A 4967-nucleotide genomic window follows, 5' to 3' on the forward strand; every position below is an offset into this window, starting at 1 on the left:
CGCGTAGGAGCGGCCCCCAGGCCGCGACGAAGTCACCGGGTTGCCGGAGCCCGCACATCGATCACGAAATGCCCCTCCGCCACCCGCGGAACCCGGCGCTCCGCGGCGGGGCGGCGGCTCTCGATGGCCTCGCGCAGATCCAGGATCACCGGCTCGGCGGCGGCAAAATAGCCATGACCCAGGTCAAGCAGGCCGAAGCCGGTCACCGCGATGGTCTCGATGCCCTCGTAGGGATACAGCGGCGGGACGATGCCCACGCGGTCGTGCTGGTGCTGCCAGCGCGACAGGGCCACCAAGCAGGGTGCGGTTCTCGCACGCCTGGGGAAAGAGCCGGGTCTTGCCCGCAAAGGTGCGCACATCCTCGTCCGGGGCGCAGAAGAAGACCTGGCCCAGGCGCAGTGGCGGGTGCTGCCGGGCCGCCAGCCGCTCCAGTGCGCTCAGGAAGCCGCGATTGCCCATGCTGTGGACGAAGAGATGTACGCGCTCGGCCCCGGAGCGCGCGCACAGGTCCTCAAGAAACTGGGCGAGCGGGCCGACGCTGGCGGTGATGGTCGCCTCGTCGGCCGCATAGTCCAGGACGCCGCCGCGCGAGGGCCAACTGTAGAAGGCCATCTCACCCGGCAGCTTGAGGTCGTAGCCGATCTGGGCAGCGCGGATCGCCGCCTCCACGAAGCTCACGTTGAAGCCGTGGATGAGCACGAAGGCGTTGCGTTCGCCCGGGCGCCACTCGGTCGCGAGCCGCCCGGCCAGCTGATCCCAGAAGGTGGACTCGGGCAGGGACAGCGTGGCGCGGACCTTGAGGGTGTCATCCGCCTCCAGCCGGATCAGGCGCCGCCACCAAGGGGTGCCGGTGGAGCCGGGCCGGTGACTGCGGGGAACCAAGACCCGGCACAGGCCGTAGCTCAGCCCATCGGCGGAGGCCTGGTCGCTGAAGGGCCGCAGCGGATCGGCGGTCGGGTCGGGTCGGCGATTGGTGGCGAACCAGACCCGCACCAGGCGCCGGTCCGGGTCGGCCCAGGCGTGGACGCCGGGGGCGCGCCTGAGGGTGGTCGGGACGGTGCGCGACGCCCGCCAGAGGAAGGGATAGATGGCCGAACACAGCCCCGCGAGACCGTCCGGCCCCAGCAGGTCGCGCAGGGGCAGCAGGTCGTCCGTCTCCGCGAGGCCCGCGGCGCCGGCGATCAGTTGGGCGCCGACCTCGGCCAGCAGTGGGGCGAAGTCGATGGTGAAGTGGTTCGGCACCACCGCCAGCGCGGCCTGCGGCGCATAAGACAAGGTCATCGCGCCCTCGGGACGCAGGGCGGACTGGCCGAACCATTGGCAGTTGACCCGGGTGCCGTCCAGGGTGGGTTGGATCAGGAGGTGGAAGGGTCTCATTCGGCGGGCTGCGCGTCGGACAGGCGGGCGTCCGGGGTGCTGGGGTGGGCGTGTCTCACTTGATCCCGGCGATCGACCAGTTTGCAGTCCGGCCTGCCCTGTCTGGCCCGAAGATCGGACACCATCTCGGCGAGGCTGTGATGGTGCCGGGCGGCATAGGCATCCCGATTGCGCCAAACCTCCGCGATGATTTCATCTTGGTACATCGTCGTCACCCTCCGTCAGCAGTTCCATCGGTGTGCAAATTTCCGGACATGAATAACCGAGGCGGCTGCAAATAGCCCGAATGATCGGCTTCTTGGTTGCATTGTCTATGTGTCGGCAATTCCATGTGAGCAAGTAGTCGATGCGATGCACGGCGGCCACGGCGATATGCAGGGCATCCGCCTCCGCGGACGCGGGAATACCACCGTTCGCGATCAACTGGGCGGCAAGCACCTGAGTCTCTTCGTCGATCGGAAGCTCCGCGATCCCGCGGAGCGCGTCCAGTCGTCGCGCAGCCGCCTCCGGGTTTCCGCCCGATGCCTCGACAATCACCAACTCCGAGGTGAAGAGATCATAACCCGCGCGCGCCTCGTCCCACCACTGCCCGGTAATCTGTTGCCAAGCGGCGGCCCTGATATCCCTGGTCGGCCTGGCGGTCAGGTAGCTGGGAATCGAGGTCTCGAGATAGATGCTCATTTTCATATTTCCGGCCGTCGCCAGCACGTTCGTAAGTTGCCTGTAACTTCAACCCACTAAACTCTCTATCATTTTCCACTTGTCGTCCGGTAGAGAGAGGAGTGCGTCGCACGCCTTGCTGAAAAAGGAAATTGCAGGGTCATCCCAGAAATCATCTCCCGCCTGCTGATACAGTTCGATTAACGAAAGTCGTGCCTGCACCACAAATAATCCATTCTCAGCATTCGACTCTCGGGGCTTCCAGTCGATGCTCCACGTCATGTTCGGCGTGGTTGCCGCAAATATCTCGGGAAGTTCTACCTTCAACCCCATGGCCCTGTTGTCATTCATTAGGCACTTCGTCCAAGCGCCTAAGCCCACTGACAACTCGGGGATACCTTGGGTGTGGGGAGTGATCTCGTAAGCCTTCGACGCGAGCACCCCGCACCACAGTACAAAGTCAGCATCATCCGCTTTGACCCCCTCCGGCGTCATGATTACACCGAAGAATAGCGGCTCGTTGAACCAGCCGGAGGTCCAACCCCGAGGGACACTAAGACCTCGGAAGACTTGTCCGCCCGCCCGCCTGGTCAGTTCCTTCCGTGCCAGTATGCCAAGTCCTCTCATTCCCGCGCGTAGACGCTCAAAGGCGGGCAATGCGATGATGTCGCTAAGCGCGATGCGTGTTCCGCTCATTCCGTTCTCCTCAATGAAAGCAATGAGATGCTGTGTCCAGTAATTCAGTACGGCCACGGAGCCACTAGCTCCGGACGCCAGCTCGGGCAGGAGTCTCGACAACCAGTGATGTATCGCGCTCCATGTTACCACCGGCTCGGCCCAGCCGGCAGGGGCGTCGGTGTGGTGGGTCAACAGCACAACGCCGCCGCAGTTGACCTGTTGCAGGCGCTGGTAATCAGCGTACAACTCAAGCTGAGTGACGCTGCCCTCATCATCGTCGTATTGCGTGAAACATGCACCGATCTTGTTCTCGATGACTAGAAAGAAATTGTCGGCCTGACCGACAATATCCGGCCGTTTTCCCGAACCCCTGAAGCCGGGACCAATCACATGTTGCGAGCTCCAGCGAATCGTACTGCCATCATCGCCCGGTGGCAGACACTGCGCAGGCGGTAAACGTAACAGATCCTTCAACGCCTGCGCCATCAAGCCAGCCTTTCCGGCAAGCCGTAGCCATTCTACGAAGGCTTCGGTGAGGAAGTCTTCCGCCGGACTGCGCTGCTGTGAAGCGCGATAGATGTATAGTCGGGTGAGCAAGATCATTAGATAGTTGATGCGTCAGGAGCGGGGGTGAAAGAGAACACCACCAGCCGGCGCAGGCACCGCTCGGGTAGGAGGCTGCGTGATCAGTATATGCCACGCGACGTGCAGTCGCGCCTGTGACTCAGCCCTTGGAGACTCTCCGCGGGTCGCGCGATGGCTGGCTGCATCGGATCAGCCTCGTTCCCGAGCGCCTCGCGGGCGAAAAGTGGGCGGGGCGCAGGTTGTGGGTGAGCGGCGGGGCGGCGGGCGCGACCTCCCCGGTCAGGAGCGGGGCGTCGGCGCCGGCATGGAACAGGGCCGGCAGGAACCAGTCCTGGAGTTCGAGCATCCGGCGCCGGTCGCCGCGCCGCACCTCGAACTTCTCCGGGTTGTTGGCGAGCCAGGCGCGGGCGTCGTCGAGCGCGCTGGCGATGCCCCGACCGCGGGCCAGGCTCTTTTAGAAGTTGCCGAAGAGTGCCGTGGTGGTGGCCACCAGCACCGAGTGGGTCATGGCGAGTATCGCCGGGATGCCGGTGGCGGTGAGCCGCCCGGCGACGGAGGCCATGGGGTCGCCCTCCTGGTCCAGGGCAGCGGTCTGGCAGGCGGAGAGGACTACCAGGCCGACCCTGGCGCGGAACAGGTTCTCGCCCAGGTCCTGGGCGGAGATCAGGTGGCCCTCGCCGTCGTCTCGCTCAAAGAGCAGAAAGCCGATGCCGACCGGGGCGTCGGACTGGGGATCGCCGCGCGCCTGGCGTTCGCGCTGGATCTCGCTGCCGATGGAGCGGCCGAAGCGGCCGGGGTCCTGCTCGGCGTCCTTCTCCGAGACCTGGTGGAAGACGCCGTGGCCGTCGAAATGGAGGATGTCGACCGGGGGCCTGGTGTCGTCGGTGAGGCGCTCGTGCAGGGCGTTGAGGGTGGCGGGGCGCAGGAACTCCCAGGTGACGCGGCCGGGGGCCTGGGTCTCCAGCGCATCGAGCACGGCGCGAGGGTCGGTGCGGGGGTCGATGAAGCCGGCGTCCGCGGGGCGGCTGACGACGAAGAGCAGGTGCAGTTGGCCTTTGGGCTTGAGCACAAAGGGGTTGCGCCCGCCGGTGGCCCCGGAGATGCGTCGGCGCACGCTGATGTGTGGACGCTCGCGGAAGAGGTAGACGCCGGTGGGGTCGTGCAGCAGTTCCCAGGGTAGCGAGAGGATGGCGGCGCTCTCGGTGTCGATGGTGAGTACACGGTGCTCGCCATCGGCGTCCTGATAGCGGTCGAACAGCCGCCCGGCGGCGCGGTTGTCGGCGAAGACGGCGTTGAACAGGGCCTTGCCGATCTCCGGCAGCCGGGCCTGGATACGCCGCGCCTCCTCGTCGTCCGGGTCGGCCAGCGATTGGGCGCCGTAGGTCTCGACATACCAGCGGATGTCGTTGCGGTCCTTCTCAGTGACCGGATTGGCGAATGCGAACTGGCCGGAGTCGTTGCCGTCATAGGCGACACTGACCTGGGTGGGGCCGGGGAAGCGCAATATGAGTTCGGGGGCGGCCATGGCGATTCGGTCCTTGGTTGGCTTAAGGGGACAGCGGTCGATCCGAGTCGGGCGATTACAGCACGATGAAAGCGGGAAGGGAATCGGCGCGTGCGTTCCGGACGGCCGCCAGGCATTAGCCCCGAAGGGGCGCGACATATCA

The 4967-nt window shown here is 65.5% G+C and carries 7 protein-coding genes; all 7 read right to left on the bottom strand.

Going from position 1 to position 4967, the window contains the following annotated elements; translation table 11 throughout:
- Positions 1–32 precede the first annotated feature (32 nt).
- Positions 33–206 (bottom strand): hypothetical protein, encoded by a 174-nt coding sequence (locus tag QZY44_RS14475; RefSeq protein ID WP_295447387.1) that lies wholly within the window; start codon positions 204–206, stop codon positions 33–35.
- Positions 184–1377: an alpha/beta hydrolase gene (locus QZY44_RS14480; protein ID WP_295447388.1), complete on the bottom strand. Its 1194-nt coding sequence runs from the start codon at positions 1375–1377 to the stop codon at positions 184–186. The genes QZY44_RS14475 and QZY44_RS14480 overlap by 23 nt, the downstream gene beginning before the upstream one ends.
- Positions 1374–1583, bottom strand: coding sequence for a hypothetical protein (locus QZY44_RS14485; RefSeq protein ID WP_295447390.1), 210 nt, complete (start codon positions 1581–1583; stop codon positions 1374–1376). The genes QZY44_RS14480 and QZY44_RS14485 overlap by 4 nt, the downstream gene beginning before the upstream one ends.
- Positions 1570–2085, bottom strand: a complete 516-nt coding sequence (locus QZY44_RS14490; RefSeq protein WP_295447392.1) for a type II toxin-antitoxin system VapC family toxin — start codon at positions 2083–2085, stop codon at positions 1570–1572. Before QZY44_RS14490 ends, QZY44_RS14485 begins: the two co-directional genes overlap by 14 nt.
- A 21-nt stretch (positions 2086–2106) precedes the next feature.
- Positions 2107–3318, bottom strand: coding sequence for a hypothetical protein (locus tag QZY44_RS14495; protein ID WP_295447393.1), 1212 nt, complete (start codon positions 3316–3318; stop codon positions 2107–2109).
- Between the two features lie 121 nt (positions 3319–3439).
- On the bottom strand, positions 3440–3646 hold the full coding sequence (locus QZY44_RS14500) for a hypothetical protein (RefSeq protein ID WP_295447395.1): 207 nt from the start codon (positions 3644–3646) through the stop codon (positions 3440–3442).
- Positions 3647–3754: 108 nt separating this feature from the next.
- The gene (locus QZY44_RS14505) at positions 3755–4825 is read right to left on the bottom strand and encodes a CHAT domain-containing protein (RefSeq protein WP_295447397.1); all 1071 of its coding nucleotides are present in this window, start codon (positions 4823–4825) and stop codon (positions 3755–3757) included.
- Positions 4826–4967 lie beyond the last annotated feature (142 nt).

Origin of the sequence: uncultured Thiodictyon sp. (assembly GCA_903837595.1) — a bacterium.
Taxonomy (GTDB): domain Bacteria; phylum Pseudomonadota; class Gammaproteobacteria; order Chromatiales; family Chromatiaceae; genus Thiodictyon.

What these genes read in the sequence shown, in the direction of transcription:
- QZY44_RS14480 (WP_295447388.1), bottom strand. Translation starts at nt 1,377, where the DNA reads ATGAGACCCTTCCACCTCCTGATCCAACCCACCCTGGACGGCACCCGG.
- QZY44_RS14500 (WP_295447395.1), bottom strand. Translation starts at nt 3,646, where the DNA reads ATGCTCGAACTCCAGGACTGGTTCCTGCCGGCCCTGTTCCATGCCGGC.
- QZY44_RS14485 (WP_295447390.1), bottom strand. Translation starts at nt 1,583, where the DNA reads ATGTACCAAGATGAAATCATCGCGGAGGTTTGGCGCAATCGGGATGCC.
- QZY44_RS14505 (WP_295447397.1), bottom strand. Translation starts at nt 4,825, where the DNA reads ATGGCCGCCCCCGAACTCATATTGCGCTTCCCCGGCCCCACCCAGGTC.
- QZY44_RS14495 (WP_295447393.1), bottom strand. Translation starts at nt 3,318, where the DNA reads ATGATCTTGCTCACCCGACTATACATCTATCGCGCTTCACAGCAGCGC.